The following is a 19,350-nucleotide window of genomic DNA, read 5'->3' on the forward strand; positions in this document are numbered from 1 at the left end:
AGTGCCAACATGTGGTTCGGCGGGCGCTCAGCGCGCGAGTTCGGCAGAGTCCTGCGCTGCGGCGTCCTCAACTGCGGCATCCTCAACTGCGGCATCCTGAAGTGCCCGACTGACGGCTTCCTGCACTCGTGCATCCTCTTCTGACTGACGCTTCGCGGCCCGTGCCCGCAGCAGGCGCGGCACGAAGATGATCGCAAGAACGAGCAACACGATGATGGCCAGAAGCGTCCAAGGCACCGCCCATCCCTGTGCCGACGCGCTGACGAACGACAACGCCGAGGTCGAACCGGATGCATCGGTGGAGGTCGGCACGACCGTCACGGTGGCGGTCAGCAGCACCAGCGAGGCGATGTCGGGAACAGTCACCGTCTGCTGCCAGCTCTCGCCCGGCAACAGCTGCGGCGGCGCTTCGACATCGACGGCATCCACGGGGAACCAACCGAACGGACCGCTGATCGTCGCACTCTGCGTTCCGGAGACGACCGTGTTGCCCGCGTTGTGGATCGAATACGTCACCGTCGCGTCACCGCCCGCGAAGGGGTTGAGCCCGCCTCCCCAGTTCACCTGCACATCGTCGACGACCATGGCCGGCGCAAGGTCGCCATTCACTCGGGTAGCCACGCGGATGCCGAGGCGCCGGTCCACGCTCACCCCGACCGCGGAACCGTCCTGCGCGAGCGAGGTGACGATACCGCCGGCGTAGTCGCCCGGCGTGGCATCGGCGGGAACCGTGAGCGTGAACGGCACTGTCGCCGTCTCCCCCGCCTTGACTGTGATGGTGTCTGATCCCGCAACCAGCCACGCGCCGATCCCCGTGGCGTCCTCGCCGAACGTGTCGACGTCGAACTGGCCGCCCTCGGTCGTGTACCCATCGGCGGCGTACACCGCGAGGGTGAGATCCTCGGCACCACGGTTCGCAATGATCAGCGCATCCGACACTGCAGCGCCGGGGTCGGCCGTGTACACGTAGCTGGTGCGGTCGTCCCCCAATTCATTGGATGCCGTGCGCACCGTCCATGTGACGTCGCCGGTGTCGGCTGCAGCCGGTACAGATGCGGACGCGTCCAGCGTCGGTGAGAGAACAGATGCCGCCACGAGAGCGACGGCGGCGAAGATGTGTGTGATGCGGAAGGCCATGAGAAGTCCTTGAAATGCCGTTGCGGGGCGGACACGGATGTCCGCCCCGCAACGGGTGTGATGGATGATCAGCCGGCGAGAGCCGTGATCGTCAGCGTCGTGCGATAGCTTCCCTGCTCGATCGTGTTCGGCAGCTTCAGAGCGAGGTCGGCACCGAGCGTGCTCTCTCCGCGATCGTGATCCTGCGCTGCGCCAGCCAGCCCGCGAGAGACGGAAAGACCGGTTCCACTGTCATAACCCGATGCGATCGCGGTACCAGTGACGGTGCCTGCACCTTCCTTCACGAGCTTCGGCGTCCAGCCGAGGTACTTGCCGGAGAAGGTCTTCGTACCGTCCTGGAAGTCGCCGACCGACGCCGACAGCGACCACGGTGCGAGCGATGCGCGCGTGTCGGAGACGACGATCGGGTTGATCTCACCCGATGCCTCGAAATACTGGTTGCTCGTCTCGACTGCGGTGCCGAGGTCGACCAGACCGTTGTGACCGTCGATGGTCCAGCCGAACTCACCAGGAGCGGACTCCGGGACATCGATCTGGATCTCCTGACCGTCGCCGTGGTTCGGGTGGATGATCACCTTGTCGATGACCGTTCCGACAGCTTCCCCGCCGGCGCCGACCTCACTGCGGATGTCCTGGACCACGAGCTGATCGCTCGCGACCGATACTTGAACGTAGGAGCGCTTCCGCTCCTGGCTCTGCACCGAGTTGTACCAGTAGCTGTCGGGGTTGAGCGGATCAGCACCGTTACCGGCACCGCCGACGCCCGAGCCATCCGGCGCGGTGATGTTGTAGTACTTCGAACCGGATGCCGAGTTCGCCGTCACGTAGACGACGCCGCCGGGGCCGGTGAAGATCTCGTCTTGGCCTGGCTGTTCGTCTGCGTTCGCCTTCTGGCCGCTGTTGATCTCGTAGCTGCGCGTGTAGACGTGGTCGTGTCCTTGCAGAACAAGGTCGACGCCCAGTGCCGAGAAGGTCTCCGGGAAGTCGACCCGACGGATCTTGGCGTCTCCGTCCTTGGCATGCGCGGCCGCAGAATAAATGGAGTGGTGATAGACGAGAACAGTGTGCTTCGCTTCGGCGCCATGCTCGTTGATGATGTTGGTCACGTACTCGACGTGCGCCTCGTCACCACCGCCACCCTGCGAGGTGGAGTAGCTGTTGCTGTTGAGATCGATGAACAGCACATCCTTGTGGATGAACCAGTAGTTACCACCGGAGGTGTTGGATGCCGGGTCACCGTTGGAGTAGTACGCCCCCGAACGGTCCGTGTTGGGCGTGAACAGGTGCTGCTCGTACGCCTTGCCGCCGACGTCGTGGTTTCCGATCGTCGCCGCCCAGGGGTACTGGCGGAGGTGATCGGAGCCGAGGAACGCATCCCACTGATCTTCGGCGTTGGCGTTCTCTACCTGGTCGCCGCCAGAGACGAGAAGTTCGACGTTCGGGTTCGCCGTGAGCGCGACATCCAGCGTCGCAGCCCATCCAGCGCCGTCGTTCACGACGTTGCCGGACGACCCGATCTGCGGGTCGCCGAAGAACAGGAAGTCGAAGTCTCCCTCGAACGACTGCGTCTTGAAGCTGTAAGCATCCGACCAGGTGCCGTCGCTGCCTACGCGGTAGGAGTACGCAGTGCTCGCGTCCAGACCGGTGATACTCGCGTGACGGTTGAACCCCCCACTGGAAGCGATGTTCGCTGTGCCGGTCGCGGTGAAGGTCTCGGCTGACGCCGGGAATTCACCGTTCGTGACCTCGTCTGTCGGCGCGATCTGAACGGTCTGAGCGGTGTCGGCGGATGAGTACCAACTGACGATCCGCTGCGATTCGTCTGCACCGACACCAAGGATGATGCCGGTGAGTTCGTCGGTGTCCGCGGCCGAAGCCGGGCCGACGGCAATTGCGCCTGTGAACGCGAGTGAGGCGCTCAAAGCGGCGGCGGACATCCACGTCACGTTTCGGCGTGGATGCCGTCGGATGTCATTCCTTGCACGAGGCGAAGGCATATGTGTTCCGTTTCTCTTGGCTCCCGGCATGGAAGCAACATGAATCCCGACAAGGGGGAGTTACTCGGGACCAGCGTCCAGGCTCGACCCGTGCGGTGAAATCCAAGTGAACGATGTGGGTGAGGAAGATGTCCGCCACGCGACGGTCAGTCGATGCGGCTCAGAGCCCTATCATTCGCTCAACGAACCAGATCAGACCGATCACGGCGACGACGCCCGTGATCACCGCAGTGACCCAGCGCCCCACCTTCGGCAGGCGTCGGCGCAGTAGTACGAGCAGCGGGAAGACGACCGCGATGATTGCTATCTGCACCGCCTCGATACCGACGTTGAACACCAACAGCGACCACAGCAGCATCCAAGACCACGGTTCATCGATGCCCAGCGCCGAGGCGAAGCCGAGCCCGTGCACAAGGCCGAACGCGAACACTACGGCGAGTCGGATCCAGCCCGCACGATCAAGGCCGAGTGGCCCGCTGTCACGTTCGAGCCGATCAACATCCTTGCCGTCGCGGAACAACCTGAACAGATACCAACCGGCGACGATCGATATTGAAATCGCGATGATCGGCTCGATGATGGCTGCTGGCACGCTGACAGTTCCCGTCGCGGCAAGAATGAACGTGATCGAATGCGCCACGGTAAATCCAGTCGCGGCAAGCACGACCTCGCGCAAGCGGCGGGAGCCGGCGATAAGCGCGAGCAGGAACAGCACATGATCGATTCCGAAGAGCAGATGTTCCGCGCCCAGGACGAAGAACTCCCAGAACCGCTCACCGACGCTCTGCGCGGTCGAGAACGACGTGCGCTCGGTGTCGAGAGCGGCACTGCCAGATCTCCCACCGATGTCATAGGTGAGGATGGTCTTCGTGTCGGTGACGTAGTCCTCGTCGTCGGGGAACAGCGTGCTCGTGACGCCGATATCGTCGCGCTGAGGCGCACAGGCATAGTCGAGCAGGATGACGGCATATGGCGCGTCGTCCTGCACAGTCATGGTGATCGAATCATCGATCGAGACGGTGCATGGCTCACCTGCCGAGGCGATCGTGAATCGGTCAGCGATGTATGACAGCACCTGTGGCGAATGCTCCTCGAGCACCTGCGCTCTGGTCTCTGCATCCCCCATCTCGAAGGCATACATGCCGTCTTCGAAGAGCAAATCGTCTTGTTCAGCGTCGGCAGCGGAGACGACGAGCAGGTCATACTCCAGCTGCAGCTCGACGGCGACGTGCCCCTGCTCCTCCCCTGCGCTCAGGTCGGCGTGGACGACGGAGGTGAACCCGTGCGCGGAGGCGGATGCTGCGCCGACGGCGAGCGCGGCGATCGCAAGACCACCGGTGACGAATGCGCGAAATCGTCGTGACCGACGCGAAATGGGATGCGAGGAGTGGGGGGAAGTTTTCATCGCTGGGGAGACTCGCGTGTGAAGGTGAACGGTTGGGTGTAGCGGGGAGAACAGCGGGCAAACCGCCCCGGTCTCGGTTGGTGCGGGTGGAAGAGTTGACCGACCCCCGAGTAGCTCTACCGAAGGAAGTATCTGTGCGCCGAGGCTTCCGCGTCGTGGCCCCATTCATGTTCTGCGCAGTACTGCTCAGCGGATGCGCGTCTACCGATTGGGCTGATCTGCGGCCCGCGCCGACAGCTGAAGGCACCCCAGGACCGGGGTTCATCCCGACGGCTGAGCCCAGCCCGGAAGCCACGGTGATACCCACCAACGGCTCATGGCAGAGCGCACACGCACCCGCCGGATACCGCGTGGTGCTGCTGACAGCGGGTGAAGACGCCGCAGCCGTGGCCGTGGCCGATGCGGTGCGCTCCTGGGCAGAGCAGGAGGACGTAGATCTCCGCGAGATCTCGTCAGATGATGATCTGATCGGCAGCATCACCGACGCGATGGAAATGCACCCCGAGCTCATCATCAGCGCCGGCAACGACCTGATCGACCCTCTTGCCACGGTATCTGCGCATCACCTCGACGAGCAGTTCCTCGTCGTGGGCGCCGAGGTTCCGGAGCCTACCGAGAATGTCACTGCCGTCGATTGGACCGGGGCGTCGTTTCGTGGACACGGGGTGACAGCATCCTCAGAATTCGACGAGAGCACATTCACGCCTGAGCGCTGCGCTGATGCCGTTCGCGCAGGAGTCGCGGCTGTGCTTAGTGGCATGACCGGCGTCGTGCTCTGGATCGATTGACCTGCGCGCAGCGACCGCTCACGCCTCGCTGTGCGCGAAACGGATCAGTCGCCGAGGTCGACGGCCAGCACGAGAACCTCGGCCAACGCGTCGCGCTCCACCATTATCGATGGTCCGGCGGGATCGACGAGCACTCCGGCCAGTTCACTGTGTGTGGAGAGCACCTTCGAAAGCTGCTCCGGCGTGAACGGCAGCGGCTTTTCTGCACGACCGAGCGCCACGACCTCGAGCGGGTGCGAGAACACCTGCAGGAAGCGCCTGCCATCAGCAGTGTGCGCCTCGGCGATACCGACCGCTCCGCCGCCGGTGCCATCGTTGACTGCGACCCAGACCTTGGTCTTGGCGAGCGCAGCGCCAACTTTGCGCACGGTGTCCTGCTCGCGGGGCGCAGCGAGAAGGGTCTTGATCGTCATGCCCGCATCGCCCTGCTCGAGCGCCTTCGCCAGCACTTCAGTCGGGTACACCGCGCGGTGCACGCCAGAGGCGTTGTCGATGATGAGGCCGCTGAACTTACCGGAGACCACCTGCTCAAGCACCGCCGTCACAGGCTGAGCCACCGCGGATGTTGCCGTCGGGTCAGTCTCGCGCTGCACCGAATCGCGTACCGCGACTGCCGAGCTGAACGCAAGCATGAACGCACGCTCGCCGTCACGAACAACGGCAACCGAAAGGGGCTTTCCCTCGGCGATCTGCGTGCGAGCATCGCCGTGCACGCGCAGGAAGAGGTGCCCCTGCAACATCTGGCGCAGCACGCCGATCAGCTGTTCGTTGCTCGGGCCTTCCTTGAGCTCGGCAAGGGCCGTGCGTAGCAGCACGTTGTCTTTCATGCCCGGAACTGATTCGGTCTGCTCTGGCGGCAGCGCTGGTGCGAGCGGAAGAGTGCGCTTCTCAGGAATTGTCGGAGTGGATGGCGGGGGCTGCGGTGCAGTGGGCTTGCGGGCAGGTGCGGGAGCGTTCGGGTCGGGAAGCTTCACCTCAGGGCCGGCGTCAGCACCGACGCCACGGAATGCCTGCACAGAGATGCCGATCTGCGGTACCGGTTCGCTGGGTGCTTCCACCGCGGCGATTTCCGCGTCGGGGCCATCAGCCTCGAGGGGTGCCTGCGCCTCGGGGGCAGCGTCGTCGGTCTTCTTGCGGCGGGAGAACAAAGCCATATCTGTCAGCCTAACGTGGGCCCGGCAGCGTCGAGGTATCTCGCGTGCCGTCTACAGCTTCTCGATCGGAGCGATCTTGATGAGGAGCTTCTTCAAACCCGCGGAGTCGAATCGCACATGGGCAATGCGCTTCGCGCCCTCGCCGGTCACTGCATCCACTCGACCCTCACCGAAGTCAGAATGACGGATGCGATCGCCCGCTGCGAGTTCGAGATCGCCATTGTCGCGAACCTTGCCGGTGACAATGTTGGGGAACTTGTCCATCGATGTCGACAGCGGCTTGAGCCCTTCACGCGCAGCCAGCGGCTTGACGGCGAATCGGTCGTTTCCGCCTGAGCCGCCGCTGAATCCACCGCTACGCCGTGCGTTCAGCGCACGCGACTGCATGCCGCCCCGAGAGTTCACGTCTCCTGGTGACTGGCGCCAGTCGACGAGATCTGCCGGAATCTCCTGCAGGAACCGGCTCGGCATGGCGACGGTCACCTCACCGAACTGCGCGCGAGTCATCGCAAGCGACAGGTGTAGACGCTTGCGGGCACGGGTGATTCCGACGTAGAACAGTCGCCGTTCTTCCTGCGGGCCACCCGGCTCCCCTGCCGAGATGCGGTGTGGGATGAGATCTTCTTCGACGCCCGTGACGAACACCGCGTCGTACTCGAGGCCCTTTGCCGTGTGCATCGTCATCATCGACACGGAGCCGGACTCGTCGTCCAGATCATCTGCGGCAGAGACCAGCGTCACTTCGGTGAGGAAGTCGATGAGCGTGCCGTCAGGGTTGTTGCGCGCGAAGTCCTTGGCGACTGCCACGAACTCGTCGAGGTTCTCGACGCGAGCTTCGTCTTGTGGATCACGGCTGGCTCGCAGCGAATCGAGATAACCGCTCTTTGCCAACAGTAGGATCAGGCCGTCGGCGACGACCGTGGGCGCTGGCACCTCGCCGGAGGCGGGGAGCATGAGTGCGGTCGCTTCCTTCAGCACCGCATCCAGCTGACCGATCCCGGCCTGAATCTTCGGGCCGACCCCGAGCTGGCCCGGCACCGACAGCGCTTCACGGAAGCTGATGGCGTTGTCTTCGGCGAAGCGCGCGATCGCGGTCTCGGTGACGTCACCGATGCCGCGGCGCGGTTTGTTCAGGACGCGCCGCACCGCCATCTCGTCTGCCGGGTTCGCGACCGACACGAGGTAGGCGAGTGCGTCCTTGATCTCGGCGCGCTCGTAGAACTTCGTACCACCCATGATCTTGTAGGGCACCGCAGAACGGATGAAGATCTCCTCCAGCGCACGTGACTGCGAGTTGGTGCGATAGAACACCGCCATCTCGGAGTACGGCATGCCTGCACGGTGCATCGCATCGATCTCGTCGGCGACGAACTGAGCCTCATCGTGCTGCGAGTACCCGGTGAAGCCAACGATCTTGTCGCCTGCACCCTTGTCGCTCCAGAGCTTCTTGTCTTTGCGGTCGAAGTTGTTGCCGATCACGGCGTTCGCAGCAGAGAGGATGTTCTGCGTCGAGCGGTAGTTCTGCTCGAGCAGAATCACCTTGGCTCCGGGGAAGTCTCGCTCGAACTCGCTGATGTTGCGGATGTCAGCACCGCGGAACGCGTAAATCGACTGGTCGGAGTCACCGACGACGGTGAGCGATGCGCCCTCCATCTCGGGCGTTGTTTCTGGCTCGAAGATCATCATGCCGTCAGAGGCATACGGATCTGGCGCCGCGGCCGACACCGGGCGCGTCAGCTCGTGAATGAGCGAGTATTGCGCGTGGTTGGTGTCCTGATATTCGTCGACCAGGATGTGCCGGAAGCGGCGACGATAGGTGTCAGCGACCTTCGGGAACGCGCGGAACAGATAGACCGTCTGCCCGATCAAATCATCGAAGTCGAATGCATTGGCCTTACGCAGGTTGCGCTGATAATCCGCGAAGATCTCGACGAACAGTCGCTCGGCAGGGTCGCTCATGTTCGCATCGCGCGCATAGGACTCGGCATCCGCCAGCTCGTTCTTCAATTTCGAGATACGCGACTGCACGGATGCCGGGGTCAACCCGTATGCGTCGGCCTGATGTTCCTTGACCAAACGCTTGATCAGTGCGCGCGAGTCGCCAGAATCGTAGATTGTGAACGCCTTGGTGAAGCCGAAGTGCTCGGCTTCTCGGCGGAGGATGCGCACGCAGGCGGCGTGGAACGTCAAGATCCACATGCCGCGCGCAGCCTCGCCGACGATTCCTGAGACGCGCTCGCGCATCTCACCGGCGGCCTTGTTCGTGAAGGTGATCGCGAGGATCTGGCTCGGCCATGCCTCACGACCTCGCAGCAGAGAGGCGATGCGTCGGGTGAGCACGCTGGTCTTGCCGGAGCCGGCACCGGCGACGATGAGTAGCGCGGGGCCGCGATGGGTCACCGCATCGAGCTGCTGCGGGTTCAGACCTGCGAGGAGGTCGTCCTGGTCTCCCGGCTGTGAAGATCGAGGGCCGGACGTTTCGGGGACAATGAGAGGGGCATCGGTCATGGCTCTTCGAGTCTAAGCGGCGGCACCGACGTTGCTGGCCCTGGCGCATTCCCATGAGCGGATGCCACAATCATTCACATGCGTACGATCCTCAACATCATCTGGCTGGTCCTGTCCGGCTTCTGGCTGTTTCTGGGATACATGTTCGCCGGCATCATTCTGTGCGTGCTGATCGTGACTATCCCCTGGGGGATCGCTTCCTTCCGCGTTGCCGGTTACGCCCTCTGGCCGTTCGGTCGTCAGATCGTCGACAAGCCCAGTAGCGGCGTCGGTGCGTTCCTCGGCAACGTTGTGTGGGTCATCCTCGCAGGCTGGTGGCTGGCCATCGCACACATCGTCTCTGGCATCGCGCTGTGCGTGACGATCATCGGTATCCCGATGGGCATCGCCGACTTCAAGATGGTGCCGATCTCGCTCATGCCGCTGGGCAAGGACATCGTCTCGACACGTCGGGGGCCTTTCGACTCGAAGTGATGGGCGTCAGGTCGACGGAACTTCCCATCGCAACCCGGGGAATCGAGCAAAATCGCGGTCAAGGGTAACGATTGTGGCACCGTGCTCGATCGCGACCGCCGCATGCGCGGCATCGCTGACCAAGTTCCCGCGGGCATCGGCACCCCGGCATAGTCCGGAGAAGATCTCCCAGTGCCGCGTCCCCGCGCTAATTCGTGTGACCCCTGGATGCTGGAGGAGCGCCTCGACCTGCGCGAGAGCAACGACGAGCGGCGTGGGCTCCGAGAAGATCCGACGGTGCGTTGCGACTCGAACGAATCCAGAGATGACGGAATCCGCAAGACCGAGCTGCTCATCCGCATTCACATGTTCCTGTAACCAGAGCGCCATCCACTCGTGTTCGACGGAGTCGTGCCGGTGGGCGTGGACAAGAATGTTCACATCGGGCATCTTCATGCACGAGCCTCCGGCTGAGCACGAACGCTCGTGACAGTGAAGTCGTCCGCGTCCATCAGGTCTTCGAGCACAGCGTTGCTGTTGAGGTCGACACCGGGCTGCACCCCGCCAGCTCCGACTGCAGGATGGAAGGCTTGAATCCGGAAGTCGGGCCTGACTCCACCGCGCTCCACTAGCGCCCGCCGCAACGCCTCTTCAAGGAAAGACGTCACGGTGCGGTCATCGCGGCGGGCACGCTCCTTCACCTGGCGATAGAGCTCGTCAGGAAGAATGACGGTAGTTCTCATATGCCTAAGCATATCAGGCTAGGAATATATATGCTCAAGTTCCCGGATGAAACGCCAAAGGCGCGAGGAGCCTGTTGCTCCTCGCGCCTTTGGCTTGTTATCAGGCCCGCTGCGTGCGTCGTCGCAGAGTCACTGCGAGCGCGCCCGCGAGCAGCAGCCCGAGCGCCAGTACGGCGTTGCCGACCGGGAACTCGGAGCCGGTGGCCGCCAGCGCCCCGTCTGACTCAACCTGGATGTCCACCCAGCCGAGCAGGTCACCAGCAACCGAGTAGACCGCGATCCGGTGCGCCCCAACAGAAATATCCTTCGGGATGCTGACGCTGATCGAGGCCGAGGCGTTCAATGTTCCGTTGGCGAGCAATACCGGGTCGGAGTACATCCAGACAGCGACGTCCACGCCGGCGTGCTGCGCGGCGACCGTGATCGTCACGCGGTCGCCGGGCGCTGCGACAGCGGAACTCACCGTTGCACCGCCCCTATTTCCGTTGACGAGATCGGCACCAGGCAGCGGCGGGATCTGAGTTCCCGGGGTGCCGGGCGCAGTCGGTTCCGTCGGCTGACCGGGTTCGGTCGGCTCCGTCGGCTCACCAGGCTCGGTGCCACCCGGCAGCGTGCCGGTGCGCAGCGCTTCAGAGGCGTAGCCGTCGGCGAACCACCACACCGGACGCTGACCGTCTACCGCGAGCGAAGCCGGCGCCGTGGTGAAGCCCTCGTTGTTGATGTCGGGCAGACCTGCCGGTCGCGCGAAGTGCGCGATACCGGGATCAGCCGTGCCGTTCAGCGTGATCTGCGCGGAGCGCCCCTGGCATCCGTCATCGCACACAGACCACAGCACTCCGAGCACGGAGTCGTAGTCCAGGCTCATGACCCCGGCGAGTCCAGGATCGATCGTCGAGACGAGCCGCGCCGAGCCATCCGCGGCGAGCGCGAAGGCGTACACGCCACCGCCGTCCTCAACCGCGACGAAGAACAGCCCATCGCCCTCGTACGCCGACGCGTCGTATGATGCCTGCGTGTTGTCGTCGAAGAGCTTCCCTGCGAGCACCTCATCCGACACCCACTCGACCGCTTCAATACCAAGGTTCGCTCCGACTGCCGGAAGCAGTTCGGTGAGGTCCCACTCGTTCAGCGCGATGAGGTCGGGGCCCGCTTCATTCGGATCGACCTGCAGCACCTTGTTCTGGTTGACGCCCTTCACGCTGTTGTCGCGCTCGGATGCTACATAGACGAGGCCCTCACCGTCGACGGTGATGCCTTCGGTGTCGGGGCCAGCAGCATCCGGTGCATCAGCATCCTTCTGGAAACGCACCCGCTTGCCGTCTTCCCAACCCTCGACAAGCGCGACCGAGCCGTCAGCCGAGGCGTCCAGCTTCCAAATGCGCCCCTCGCCGTTGTCGACGGCCCAGAGGAACGTGCCGTCGGCGGTCTCCTGAGTATCGAGCCCTGAGCTGTCCTCCAAGAAGGTCGGCACCGTGTCGAGCACCCGCACGTCTGCGGAGCCGGGCCACGGTGAATCTGCAATCTCACCGGCACACACATTCGCAGCACCCGGGGTGGACTCTGCAGTCACCGCGAAGGGTCCGTTGGTGTCGGGGCAGCGCCCCCAAGTCGTGGCCGCATGACTCTCGCCCCACGAGGTCGAGTCGACCAGCTGGTCGCCATCGAAGACACGGACCGTGTCGTTCTTGCCAACTCCGAAGCCGAGGTCGTCGAGCACGAGGTAGCCGCCCGCGGGGATGCTGGTGCCCTCAGAGATGAGGTACTCGTGCGAGTCGTCGTTATCCTTCACGATGATGCCGGAGACATCGAGTGCAGCGTCGGTCGGGTTGACGAGCTCCACCCAGTCCGGCTCGCCGTCGGACTCGACCTCGTTGATGGCGATCGTCGGCGGGACGACGCAGCTGTTTGCCGCACCCGGTGTTGCATACGCGAGAACGAAGGCGCCGACGCCATCGACACAGCGCGCGAGTGTGGCCGCGATCTCGTCACCGTCGATGTTGGCATGACCCTCCCATGCGCCGGTACCATCGATCTCTTTGCCGGCTCTGTCGAAGAGGCGGATCTCGTCGGCGCTGCCGATGCCGATCGGCGCGTCGAAGCGCATGAGCTTTCCACCAACCATTCCGAGCGAGGTCGCCTCAACCACGAGGAACTGCCCGCCCGCGATTGACGTGCCATTCTGGAATGCCCAGCGGTGGTCGTCGGAGTTGTCGCGAATCTCGTAGCCCGAGATGTCGAAGGGCTCGGTTCCCGGGTTGTACAGCTCCACCCAGTCGGCAGGCCCGGAGTCGACCTCATTGAGCACGACCGATCCGGGGACCGCCGGCTCCGTGCAGTCGTTGGCGGCGCCGGGCGTCGCGGTGGTCGCATGCGCCCAGTCGCCGGTGCCATCGGGGCAGCGCGCCCAGACTGCGATCGGCGCGGTGTTCTCGTATGTGTACGAGTCGATCACGGTGCCGGATGCATCAGCCAGCACGACAGCATCACCCTTGCCGAGCCCGAAGGGGAAGCCGACGTCCTTCTGCAGCAGAAGGAAATCGCCGGGCTCGAGAACGGTGCCGACGGACAGCACGCCGGAGTCCTCGTTCTTGTCGTCCGTGAGCCTCCACCCGCTGATGTCAACTGCAGCGCCGCCAGCGTTGTACAGCTCGATACTGTCAGTGTCGATACCAGAGATGTCGTCGTAGATGATCTCGTTGAGGACGACGCCCGAGGCGGATGCCTCAGGCTCGGCACCAAGGGCAGAGGTGGGAACAGCGAGCAGCAGAGCGGCGCTGAGTGCGCACACGGCTGTCGTCGCGAGTCCGCGTTGCAGGCGGGACATATGACTCCATAGTCAAGAGGCGGGCAGGGTGCCTCCAGAACATCGAGTCGCGCTTACGTCTCCGCGTCGGCAGGGTGTACGCCGAGTGAACGCCAGATGACCAGCCCTGACAGCTCAAGCGATGCGTGTGCCCGGCGGTAGCATGCGTGCTGGCGTGCGCGTGCGGGCCCACGCGCCGGCGAACAGCCCACCGGCGATCACGATCTGGATACCGAGGCCGACGAACCAGCTCGGCACACTGTTGTCGATGACTTCCTCTGCCGTGGGCATCGTGTCGCTCCCCAGTCCCGCGCACTCATCCCAGCGGTACTCCGAAGGCGGCTGCTGTGCGCTGCGCAGGCCGTACTTGATCTGGCCGAACAGGTCGACGGGCCATCCGTTCGAATCGAATACTGTGGGCGTGGCATCGGCCAGCACCACGAAAGGATTGGCTGCGAGCGCCCACCAGACCCGATCGAATCGCGGTGTCTCGTAGGTGTAACTGTCCCACCGCTCGCAGTCCACGTTTCCGAAGTTGTCGTAAGGGCGGTTGTAGCTGGTGACTTCGCTGCGCAACGCCGTTCCACCCAGCCCGAACGCGATGAGAGTGCCGATCGTCAGCGCCGCCACGACGAGATATGTTGCGGCGACAGAGAACAGCGGGCGCGCGATGAGTCCGCTGAGTCCCACCCCGATCGCCGCGACGATGATGATCTCGACGGCGAGCACGAGCAGCGACACGGCCAGAGTCACCGGGTGCACTCCGCCGCCAATCAGCGAGACCGCCAGAAATGGCAGTGCGACGACGAGGAAGACAGCCCCGGTCGCGATTGCTGCCAGAAGCTTGCCGAGCATGATGTCGCCGGTGGATGCCGCGGTCACCTGCACCGCGGCGAGCGTCGCCGCCTCACGATCGCCGTTGATGGCGTTTCCGCTGAGCGTCGGGGAGACCAGGACCACGAGCAACAACACCACGTTGACGACGATCGAGTAGACCCCCGCGCCAGTCGCTCCGCTATACGAATACACCGCGAAGGCAAGGCCGGTGACGGCGAGCAGGATCACGGCGAAGATCCCGAGCAGGATGTACCAACCGACGCTGCGAAGGCGCTGCGTGAGTTCAAGGCGGGCAACGGTGCCGATGTGTGCCATGGTCATGATCCGGCCTCCGTCCGTGGCAGGTTGAGGAACGTATGCTCCAGCGCACTTTGCGCGGGCACGAACTCACTCACCGCAAGACCTGCCTCCACGATCCTGCGCAGGCCATCGGCCGCCGCCAGCTCGGACGCGAATCCGACGAGCAGGGCCGTTCGATCGATGCCGAGCGACTCTGGCGCCATGGACAGCGCCGTGGCGACCCGATCGGCGTCAACACGCAACTGCTGCTCTCCGGATCCTGCAAGACGAATGCGCCAGGCGCGGATCGCCGACTGTGACGGCGCGGCATCCACGACGGATCCTGCAACGAGGAACACCGCATCATCGATGACTTCTTCGAGTTCGGAGAGGATGTGGCTCGAGATCAGCACCGTGCGTCCTTCGCCCGCGAGCCGCCTCAGCAGCACCCGCAACTGCACGCGTGCTTCCGGATCGAGACCTGATGCCGGCTCGTCCAGCAGCAGCACCTGAGGGTCGTGCACGAGCGCGCGGGCCAAGCCCAGCTTCTGCTTCTGTCCACGCGAGAGCACTTTCGCCGGAGCATCCGCGAGATCTGCGAGGCCGACCAGCGTCAGCAGTTCAGCAGCGCGTCCCTGCGCCGCTGACCGTTCGATGTCGTAGAGCCGTGCGGTGGTCACGATCGTCTCCCTGGCAGTGAGAGACGGCCAGGCGCCGAGGGCATCCGGCATCCAGCCAAGCAGGCGACGCGCACCCAGCGGATCGACAAGCGGATCGATTTCCCCGATCCGGATCGTGCCGGTGTCAGGCGCGAGCAGAGACGCCAGCATCAGCAGCAGCGTGGTCTTTCCTGCTCCGTTCGGCCCGATCAGGCCCGTCACCCGTCCCGGCGCGGCCTGGAAACTCGCGTCTCGGACAGCCTGCACCTGGCCGAAGGATCTGCTGACACCGTCAGCGACGATTCCGCTCATGCCGTCAGTCTGGCATCACCGGGACGCCGCACCACGCGACTCGCGGCAGACGCTCAGCCGCGGAAGAACGCCACCCCGAGATCGGGATGATCGACGAAGACCCCGTCCACCCCGGTGCGCGCGATCACTGCCCATTCCGACTCATAGTCGCCGAACTCGGGCTTGCCGCCGTCGCCGCGGAACTCCGCCGAGAGGAAAGCATTCTCAGGGCGGGCCGTCCAGGTGAAAACCTTGAGCCCCCGCTTGTGCGCATCGTCGACGATCGTGTTCCCCTTGGCGAGCAGCATCCGCTTGTTGACGCTGATGCCGTCGACTTTGCCGACCAACGCGTCCAAACCGGCCGGCGTGACCGTCGCCTTGTATGTGGCGGCCTGGCGACCGTGGGCGACCAGCTGGTCGTATGGACGGCCGGATGCCTCAATCAGGTAGATGTACGACGCGGGGATGCCGTGTGCCCGCAACTGCGCGAGCACCGTGGACTCAAACGCCTCGATGACGAGTGGCAGCTCGCCTTCAGCCCATCCGGCATCCTTCAGATCACGCACGATCAGCGGCACCAGGTCGAGTCCGATGCTCGCGAAGTACGTGGCGTGCTTGATCTCGAGGACGACGCCGATCTCTCGCCCGTGCTCGGCGGAGCCTGCCCGCACGAGATCCAGCACATCGATCAGGCGAAGGATGCCTTGCGCTCTGTCGAAGGAAGCACTCGAGGCACGAACAGCCGGCAACCGCTCGGTCACGCGCAACAGGGCGAGCTCGTCCCAGGTGAAATCCTCGGTGAACCAACCGGTCAACGGCTGCCCGTCGATGCGCTTGGTCGTCTTTCGATCGGCGAACTCGGGGTGATCCGCGACATCGGTGGTGCCGGAGATCTCATTTTCGTGCCGAACGACCAGCACGCCGTCCTTGGTCGCGACGACGTCAGGCTCCACGGCGTCCACGCCCATGGCCAGCGCGAGCTCATACGACGACTGGCTGTGCTCCGGACGGTAACCAGGGGCGCCCCGATGACCGATCACGAGGGGGAACTTCCTGGGCATGCTCTCAGCGTAGAACACGCCATGCCGAGAGATCGCCCGGTATCGTAGAGGAAAGCGACCTATATCCCCTCGGAGTGAGGCCCACAAATGAGCAATTTCGCATTCAATAATCCGGCGTTCAAGAAGCAGGATCCGCGCAACGTCGCAACCTATCCGGGTAGCTCGCAGGCTGCCCAGGGCGCTCAGGCCGCCTCGCTCCAGCACGCTGGTGTGGATGCTGCCGCCAACGCGCGCTTGGAGGGCATGTACGCCGCTCCCCCGGCTGGCGCCATCGAGACCGACCGGATGAGTGTCGAAGACACCGTCTGGAAGACCGCTGGTCTTTTCGCCATCCTCCTGGTCACGGCTGTCGTTGGCTGGGTCTGGACACTCAGCACGCTTCCGGCCACCGGCGAAGCGAACATGCTGCCCATGATCGTCGGCGCGCTCGGCGGATTCGTCCTCGCGATGGTCATCGTTTTCACCTCGCGCAAGAAGATCCGTCCTGCACTGATCTTCGCCTACGCCGCACTTGAGGGTCTTTTCGTAGGTGGCATCTCGGCGTTCTTCGAGACCTTCAACCCCGGCATCGTCCTTCAGGCGACTCTCGCGACGGTCGCGGTCGTCGGCGTGACGCTCGCACTCTTTGCCAGCGGCAAGATCCGCGCCTCCAAGAAGATGACGAAGATCTTCATGATCGCGATGGTCGGCTACCTTGTCTTCTCCGTGCTGAACCTGGTGCTCATGTGGACCAATGTTCTCCCGGCCGGCCAGGCATTCGGCCTGCGCAGCATGACGATCATGGGCATCCCGCTCGGCCTCATTCTCGGTGTTCTCGTCGTCTTCATGGCCGCATATTCGCTGGTCATGGACTTCGACCAGATCCAGCAGGGCGTACGCAACGGCGCACCTCGCAAGTACGGCTGGCTCGGCGGCTTCGGCATCATGGTCACGGTCGTCTGGCTGTACGTCGAGATCCTGCGCATGATCGCGATCGTCCGCGGCAGCAACTGACCTCGTCACACCAATCACCAAAGGACCTCGTCTCTTCAGAGACGGGGTCCTTTGTCATATCCACGACACGCGCGCAAGGGCCTGGCGCTGCGTCGATGAGAGGAGCATTGTGATCTCACCGCTACAGAAAAGGAGCACAAATCATGGGATTTCTTGCATTTCTTATTCTCGGGCTGATCGCCGGTGCGATCGCCAAGCTGATTCTGCCCGGCAAACAGGGCGGCGGTTGGCTCGTGACTCTGCTACTCGGCGTCGTGGGTGCTTTTCTGGGCGGATGGATCGGCGGATTGCTGTTCAATCGAGGCCTTGAACAGTTCTTCGATCTCGGCACCTGGGCTCTCGCAATCGGTGGCGCGATCATCGTGCTGCTGATCTACGGTCTGATCGTCGGCCGCGGCAACAAGGTCCGCGACTAGACCGACCCGGAGGCTTTAGCTTCCAGAAGGGCGCGCTCCCTGTCGTTCCCCGCGAGTCTCGCGGCGGTGGCGAACTCGGAGCGCGCCTCTTCTTTGCGCCCGAGGCGCAGCAGCATCTCCCCGCGGGTTGCCGGCAGCAGGTGATACCCCTTGAGAGCATCGGATGCCACGAGCTTGTCAATAATGCGGAGGGCAGACGCCGGGCCAGTGGCCATTGCGACAGCGGCTGCCCTGTTGAGCGCAACGACAGGTGAGGGCGCAATGCGCCCGAGCGCCTCGTAGAGCACGACGATCTGTTCCCAGTCGGTGTCATCGATGGATGCTGCGACCGCATGGCACTCGGCAATCGCGGCCTGCAGCGCATAGGCCGTGCGTCCGCCACCTAGCGCGTCGGCTTTGGCCAGCGCCACGCGGCCGCGCGAGATGCCGCCGCGGTCCCAGCGAGATCGGTCCTGTTCTGCCAGGAGCACCGGCTCGCCCTTCGCATCCAATCTGGCAGGAAAACGCGCGGCCGTGAGTTCCATCAAAGCGAGCAGGCTGTGGGCATCGCGCTCTTTCGGCACGAGCGAGGTGAGTACGCGAGCAAGGCGGATGGCCTCTGCGCTGAGTTCGGGGCGCATCCAGTTCGAGCCGCTGCTCGCCGCGTGCCCCTCGTTGAAGATCAAGTACAGCACGCCGAAAATCGCGCTCAGTCGTTCGGCGTACTCCTCGCGGGGCGGCACCTCGAAGGGCACGTTCGCCGCGGTCAACGTCTTCTTCGCCCGAACGATGCGCTGCTGCACTGTCGCGACCGGCACCAGGAACGCACGGGCGATCTGCTCGCTGCTGAGGCCAGCGACGACACGCAGCGTCAGAGCCACGCGGGCTTCGCGAGCGAGCACCGGATGGCACGATACGAAGACGAGCCGCAGCACGTCGTCGTCGATGACGTCGGGGTCCCAGGGATCGGCATCCGCGGCATCCGCCTGTTCACGTTCTAGATCGTGAGCGATTCCGGCTATGCGGTCGTCGTAGCGTTCCTGGCGGCGCCATCCATCGATCGCCTTGCGCTTGGCGACGGCCGTGAGCCATGCCGCCGGGTTTCGAGGCACGCCCTCGTTCGGCCACTGCTTCAGCGCATCGATGAGCGATTCCTGGGCGAGGTCTTCGGCGAGACCGAAGTCGCCGACCATGCGGGTCAGCGTAGCGACGATCTTGGCCGATTCAATGCGCCAGACCGCGGCGATGGTGCGCTCCACCTTTTCGGTGGAGCGCACCATCGCCGCGCCAGTCTGATCGGTCATTACTGCTGAGCGCGTTCGGCCTGCTCTTCGCGCCAGCCTTCTTCCTTCTCGATCCACTCGTTGTCGGCCGGGAAGTCCTCCGCCCCGGTCACACGGCGCACCTCAAGGAACGAGCCGGGACCCAGAGGGGCGCGTCCTGCCCACTCCGCAGCCTCTTCGCGAGTGGAGACCTCAATGATCCAGAAGCCGTTGAACAGCTCCTTCGTCTCACCGTAGGGGCCGTCTGTGATGAGGGGCGCCTCTGCCGAGAAGTCGACGACGAAGCCTTCTGCGGCGTCGGTCAGCCCCTCACCGGCGAGCAGCACGCCCGCCTTCATCATCGACTCGTTGTACTTGCCCATGGCCTCAATGACCTGCTCGAAGGGGACGTTCTTGTACGCCTCTACGGCCGCGTCGGTCGCTCGCATGATCAGCATGAACTTCATGATTGTTCTCCTTCAATCGCCGGGTCGTTTTCGACCCTCTCATTGAAGACGTCGAACGGGAAGAGCCCAGATCGACACGAGGGCAGAAAGTTTTTCGATCTGCGAAATTCCAGTTCCG

General features: G+C 64.0%; 17 protein-coding genes. 4 read left to right on the forward strand and 13 right to left on the reverse strand.

Annotated elements, in window-relative coordinates; all coding sequences use genetic code 11:
• Positions 1–27: 27 nt before the first annotated feature.
• From AC1C2Q_RS03940 to AC1C2Q_RS03950, 3 genes are all read right to left on the reverse strand, one after another.
• Complete coding sequence (locus tag AC1C2Q_RS03940) at positions 28–1,137, reverse strand: WxL protein peptidoglycan domain-containing protein (RefSeq protein ID WP_495449063.1); 1,110 nt, start codon at positions 1,135–1,137, stop codon at positions 28–30.
• A 68-nt stretch (positions 1,138–1,205) separates the two neighbouring features.
• On the reverse strand, positions 1,206–3,074 hold the full coding sequence (locus tag AC1C2Q_RS03945) for a purple acid phosphatase family protein (protein WP_495449064.1): 1,869 nt from the start codon (positions 3,072–3,074) through the stop codon (positions 1,206–1,208).
• A 220-nt stretch (positions 3,075–3,294) separates the two neighbouring features.
• Positions 3,295–4,539: a HupE/UreJ family protein gene (locus tag AC1C2Q_RS03950; protein ID WP_495449065.1), complete on the reverse strand. Its 1,245-nt coding sequence runs from the start codon at positions 4,537–4,539 to the stop codon at positions 3,295–3,297.
• A 134-nt stretch (positions 4,540–4,673) separates the two neighbouring features.
• On the opposite strand from AC1C2Q_RS03950, the gene AC1C2Q_RS03955 reads away from it, so the two are divergent.
• Positions 4,674–5,327: a hypothetical protein gene (locus tag AC1C2Q_RS03955; protein ID WP_495449066.1), complete on the forward strand. Its 654-nt coding sequence runs from the start codon at positions 4,674–4,676 to the stop codon at positions 5,325–5,327.
• 44 nt (positions 5,328–5,371) lie between these two features.
• Here AC1C2Q_RS03955 and AC1C2Q_RS03960 read toward each other — a convergent pair whose 3' ends face one another.
• On the reverse strand, positions 5,372–6,481 hold the full coding sequence (locus AC1C2Q_RS03960; RefSeq protein ID WP_495449067.1) for an SseB family protein: 1,110 nt from the start codon (positions 6,479–6,481) through the stop codon (positions 5,372–5,374).
• Between the two features lie 51 nt (positions 6,482–6,532).
• Positions 6,533–8,989, reverse strand: a complete 2,457-nt coding sequence (locus AC1C2Q_RS03965) for an ATP-dependent helicase (RefSeq protein ID WP_495449068.1) — start codon at positions 8,987–8,989, stop codon at positions 6,533–6,535.
• A gap of 78 nt (positions 8,990–9,067) precedes the next feature.
• On the opposite strand from AC1C2Q_RS03965, the gene AC1C2Q_RS03970 reads away from it, so the two are divergent.
• Positions 9,068–9,463: a YccF domain-containing protein gene (locus tag AC1C2Q_RS03970; protein WP_495449069.1), complete on the forward strand. Its 396-nt coding sequence runs from the start codon at positions 9,068–9,070 to the stop codon at positions 9,461–9,463.
• 6 nt (positions 9,464–9,469) lie between these two features.
• On the opposite strand, the gene AC1C2Q_RS03975 is transcribed toward AC1C2Q_RS03970, so the two are convergent.
• The 6 genes from AC1C2Q_RS03975 to AC1C2Q_RS04000 all read right to left on the reverse strand — a co-directional run bounded on the left by AC1C2Q_RS03975 (position 9,470) and on the right by AC1C2Q_RS04000 (position 16,115).
• Entirely contained in the window at positions 9,470–9,898 is a 429-nt protein-coding gene (locus AC1C2Q_RS03975; RefSeq protein ID WP_495449070.1) for a type II toxin-antitoxin system VapC family toxin, read from the reverse strand.
• Positions 9,895–10,185 (reverse strand): ribbon-helix-helix domain-containing protein, encoded by a 291-nt coding sequence (locus tag AC1C2Q_RS03980; RefSeq protein ID WP_495449071.1) that lies wholly within the window; start codon positions 10,183–10,185, stop codon positions 9,895–9,897. Before AC1C2Q_RS03980 ends, AC1C2Q_RS03975 begins: the two co-directional genes overlap by 4 nt.
• Positions 10,186–10,285: 100 nt before the next feature.
• Complete coding sequence (locus AC1C2Q_RS03985; RefSeq protein ID WP_495449072.1) at positions 10,286–13,009, reverse strand: lamin tail domain-containing protein; 2,724 nt, start codon at positions 13,007–13,009, stop codon at positions 10,286–10,288.
• A 114-nt stretch (positions 13,010–13,123) separates the two neighbouring features.
• A complete protein-coding gene (locus AC1C2Q_RS03990; protein WP_495449073.1) occupies positions 13,124–14,146 on the reverse strand; it encodes an ABC transporter permease in 1,023 nt (340 codons plus the stop codon).
• A complete protein-coding gene (locus AC1C2Q_RS03995) occupies positions 14,143–15,075 on the reverse strand; it encodes an ABC transporter ATP-binding protein (RefSeq protein WP_495449074.1) in 933 nt (310 codons plus the stop codon). Before AC1C2Q_RS03995 ends, AC1C2Q_RS03990 begins: the two co-directional genes overlap by 4 nt.
• A gap of 53 nt (positions 15,076–15,128) precedes the next feature.
• Entirely contained in the window at positions 15,129–16,115 is a 987-nt protein-coding gene (locus AC1C2Q_RS04000; RefSeq protein WP_495449075.1) for a glycerophosphodiester phosphodiesterase family protein, read from the reverse strand.
• Positions 16,116–16,202: 87 nt separating this feature from the next.
• On the opposite strand from AC1C2Q_RS04000, the gene AC1C2Q_RS04005 reads away from it, so the two are divergent.
• Positions 16,203–17,108 (forward strand): Bax inhibitor-1/YccA family protein, encoded by a 906-nt coding sequence (locus AC1C2Q_RS04005; protein ID WP_495449076.1) that lies wholly within the window; start codon positions 16,203–16,205, stop codon positions 17,106–17,108.
• A gap of 143 nt (positions 17,109–17,251) precedes the next feature.
• Positions 17,252–17,524, forward strand: coding sequence for a GlsB/YeaQ/YmgE family stress response membrane protein (locus AC1C2Q_RS04010; RefSeq protein WP_495449077.1), 273 nt, complete (start codon positions 17,252–17,254; stop codon positions 17,522–17,524).
• Here AC1C2Q_RS04010 and AC1C2Q_RS04015 read toward each other — a convergent pair.
• Both AC1C2Q_RS04015 and AC1C2Q_RS04020 read right to left on the reverse strand, forming a co-directional pair.
• Positions 17,521–18,807: an RNA polymerase sigma factor gene (locus AC1C2Q_RS04015; protein WP_495449078.1), complete on the reverse strand. Its 1,287-nt coding sequence runs from the start codon at positions 18,805–18,807 to the stop codon at positions 17,521–17,523. The two genes, AC1C2Q_RS04010 and AC1C2Q_RS04015, sit on opposite strands and share 4 nt — an antisense overlap.
• Positions 18,807–19,232, reverse strand: a complete 426-nt coding sequence (locus tag AC1C2Q_RS04020; protein WP_495429758.1) for a YciI family protein — start codon at positions 19,230–19,232, stop codon at positions 18,807–18,809. Before AC1C2Q_RS04020 ends, AC1C2Q_RS04015 begins: the two co-directional genes overlap by 1 nt.
• Positions 19,233–19,350 lie beyond the last annotated feature (118 nt).

It is taken from the genome of Microbacterium sp. Y356, assembly GCF_059445355.1.